Source organism: Agromyces binzhouensis, assembly GCF_004135055.1.
Lineage (GTDB): Bacteria > Actinomycetota > Actinomycetes > Actinomycetales > Microbacteriaceae > Agromyces > Agromyces binzhouensis.
On record NZ_SDPL01000353.1, the window covers coordinates 1 to 3400 of the forward strand.

Annotated in this window: 3 protein-coding genes; 1 reads left to right on the top strand and 2 read right to left on the bottom strand. The window is 73.4% G+C overall.

Features of this window, described 5'->3' with window-relative positions:
- Window positions 1-1710, bottom strand: a 1710-nt coding sequence (locus ESO86_RS13970) for a beta-galactosidase (protein ID WP_242492378.1), incomplete at its 3' end; no start/stop codon positions are given.
- Window positions 1711-1842: 132 nt separating this feature from the next.
- On the opposite strand from ESO86_RS13970, the gene ESO86_RS13975 reads away from it, so the two are divergent.
- Complete coding sequence (locus ESO86_RS13975) at window positions 1843-2499, top strand: GntR family transcriptional regulator (protein WP_129235550.1); 657 nt, start codon at window positions 1843-1845, stop codon at window positions 2497-2499.
- Window positions 2500-2541: 42 nt separating this feature from the next.
- Here ESO86_RS13975 and ESO86_RS19060 read toward each other — a convergent pair.
- A partial coding sequence (locus ESO86_RS19060) for an amylo-alpha-1,6-glucosidase (protein WP_207207147.1) occupies window positions 2542-3400 on the bottom strand: 859 nt, incomplete at its 5' end.

Sequence of the window (3400 nt, forward strand, 5' to 3'; positions counted from 1 at the left end):
GACGGCGGCACGGCCGGCGAGCGCGCCCGAGGCGAAGCGCGCGACGACGGATGCCTCGGCGCCCGGCTCGATCCACTCCGTCCACACGGGTGCGTCGTAGGCCCGCCCGTCGAGCTCGACCCGCTCGTGCGCCCCGTCGGGCACGGGCCACGGCTCGTCGACCTCGATGCCGAGGAGGTCTCGCAGGGGGCCGGGTGCGCCGCCGGGGTGGACCTTCTCGGTCGCGTCGACCACGCCGGAGAACGGGCCGACGACCACGGTGCCGCCGTCGGCGGCGAACCCGGCGAGCGCGGCCACCTGCGCGGCATCCGCGACGTAGAGGTTCGGGACGACGACGAGGTCGTACCCGTCGAACGGGCCCGTGGCGCGCACCGTGTCCACCGCGTGGCCGAGCGCGTGCAGCGCCGCGTGCCAGGCCCGCGCCTGGGCGAGCCAGCCGAGGCGCTGCGAGGGCATCGACTCGGTCGCGCTCGAGCCCCACCAGGCGTCCCAGTCGACCACGAGCGCGACGCGGCTGCGCACGCGGGTGTCCTTCACCGGGGCGAGCCGCCGGAGCTCGCGCCCGAGGGCGGCCGTCTCGCGGAACGTGCGCGAGTGCTCGCCCCGGTGGCCGAGCATCGCGGAGTGGAACTTCTCCTGGCCGTAGCGGGCCTGGCGCCACTGGAAGAACATGGCGCCGTCGGAGCCGTGCGCGATCGCCTGCAGGCTGTCGATCCGCATGCGGCCGGGCGCCTTGGGCACGTTGACGTCGCGCCAGCTCACGGCGCTCGCGGCCTGCTCGAGCAGCAGCCACGGCTGCCCGCCCTTCAGCGAGCGCATGAGCCCGTAGTTCAGGGCCGCCGGGACGTGGGCGCGCGGATCGGCCGGGTCGGGGTAGGCGTCGTCGGTCACGAGGTCCTCGACCTCGGCGAAGCGCCAGTAGTCGAGTTCGCGGAACAGGCTCATGAAGTTGGTGGTCACGGGCAGGTCGGGGGTGACCTCGCGGAGCACGTCGACCTCGATGCGGAACAGCTCGAGCAGCGCGTCCGAGGAGAAGCGCTCGAAGTCGAGCAACTGGGTGGGGTTGACGGGGCCGGTCGCGCGGCGGGGCGGCTCGACCTGGTCCCACGCCGTGTAGCGCTGGCCCCAGACGTTCACGCCCCAGGCCTCGTTGAGGCCGTCGAGGTCGGCGTAGCGCTCCTCGAGCCAGCGGCGGAAGTGCGCGGCCGACTCGGGGCACCAGCACCGGGCGACGTGGTCGCCGTACTCGTTGGAGACGTGCCAGAGCACGACCGCCGGGTGCTCTCCGTAGCGCTCGGCCATGGCGCGCGCCATGCGGGCGACGTGCGAACGCCACACGGGCGAGCTCGGGCAGTACGCCTGGCGCGATCCGAACTCCAGGCGCCGGCCGTCGGCGTCCCACGGGAGCATCTCGGGGTGCCGTCGCACGAGCCAGGCCGGCGGCGTCGCGGTGGCCGTCGCGAGATCGATGCGGATGCCTCCGGCCCACAGGATCTCGATGACCCGGTCGAGCCACGCCCAGTCGTACACGCCGGGCTCGACCTCGAGCTGCGGCCACGAGAACACGGGGAGGCTGACGAGGTTGACCCCGGCCTCGCGCATGAGGCGCACGTCGTCGTGCCAGACCGCCTCGGGCCACTGATCGGGGTTGTAGTCGCCGCCGTAGGCGAGCGCGTCGAGGCGGAGGTGCCTCCGGGTCGCGTCCGTCACGTGGTGTCCTCTCCGTCGGGGCTCTGTACAGGTCTGCCTGCGCACTGTATTCTGTATACAGACAGGCTAGGCGGCAAGTCGAACAGGGTCAAGCCCTAGGCTTACGGCGTCGGCCCACCGGCTGGAGGATGGATGGCGATCGAGCGCAAGAACCTGCGTTCCCAGGTCCGCGAGGAACTGCTCGCCCGGATGCGCGCCGGGCGCGTGAGCCCGGGCGAGGGCATCAACGAGGTCCAGCTCGCCGCAGAGCTCGGCGTCAGCCGCACTCCGCTGCGCGAGGCGCTGATCGCCCTCGAGAGCGAGGGGCAGATCACGAGCGAGAACGGCAAGGGCTTCAGCTTCGTGCCCCTCTCCGCGACCGAGTTCGAGGAACTCGCGCCCGTCATGGCCGCCCTCGAATCGCTCGCGCTCGAACTCAGCCCGCGCGACGAGCTCCGCGAGATCGGTCGCCGGCTCTCGCAGATCTCGGCGGAGTTCGACCAGGAGGTCGTGGAGCACGCGCTCGTCGTCACGAAGGACGACGAGTGGCACGCGATCATGCTCTCCGCCTGCCCGAACCGCCGGCTCCTCGACGTCATCGAGAGCACGCGGGGCGCCTTCCACCGCTACGAGTCGCTGCTCGTCCCGAACGACGTCATGATCGAGCGCGTCGCGGCCGAGCACGCCGAGATCGCCCGGCACCTCGCCGACGGCGACGTGCCGGCGGCATCCGTCGCCCTGAAGGCGAACTGGATGAACGGCATGCGCCGGATCCTCGACAACGCGTCGAGCTCCTACTTCAGCGCCTGAGCCGGCCGGAACCGAACGGACCGTCATGTGCGGCCTCCGCACTCAGGCGCCGTCGCCCCGCGACAGCGCGACCGCGAGGTCGACGAACAGCGCCGCCGACCAGCCGAACGCGGTCGTCGCGGTCGGGGCGCGCTCGCCGGTGATGGGGTCGAAGTACTCGTGGGGGCCGCCGCCGTGCTGCACGAGCCGCACGGTCGCCTCGGCGAGGTCGCGGGCGCGATCGGGGCGTCCGGATGCCGCGAGGCCCTCGGCCACGAGCGCGTTCGTGTTGACCCAGACGGGCCCCCGCCACATCCGGGCGGGCGAGAAGGCGGGATCGCCGACGGCGACCGTCGGGATCCCCCACGGGGCCGCGAACCGGTCGGGTTCGTCGAGCGCCCCGACGAGCCGGTCCCGGATCCGGTCGGGCAGTCCGCCGGTCAGCAGCGGCATGAGCCCGACGATCGTGTCGCTCGCGACGGGCTCGCCGGCCGCCCGCGCGCGGAAGAGCCCGCGGTCCTCGTCCCACATGCCGAGCAGCAGGTCGAGCGTGCGCGCGGCCCGGGCGCGATGCCGCGCGGCCGCGGCACCGTCGCCCTCGAGGCGCTCGGCCAGGTCGGCGAGCTCGAGGTCCTGCCGCACGAGGTAGGCCGCGAGATCCGGCGACGTCGTCGGCAGCGGCCCGTCGAAGACGGGGCTGTCGTCGAGTCCCGACGAGTAGGGGTGACCATAGTCGGGCAGCCCGTCGCCGTCGAGGTCGGAGTGGGCGAACCACCAGTCCTGCGAGCGTCGGACGACCTCGAGGTGCGCCCGCGCCCAGTCCTCGGCGTGCTCGGCCGGCCCGGCGTCGAGCACCTTGCGCAGGGCCCACGCCGTGAGCGGCGGCTTGGTGAGCGGCACGGGCGCGGCCGGGTCGGCGACC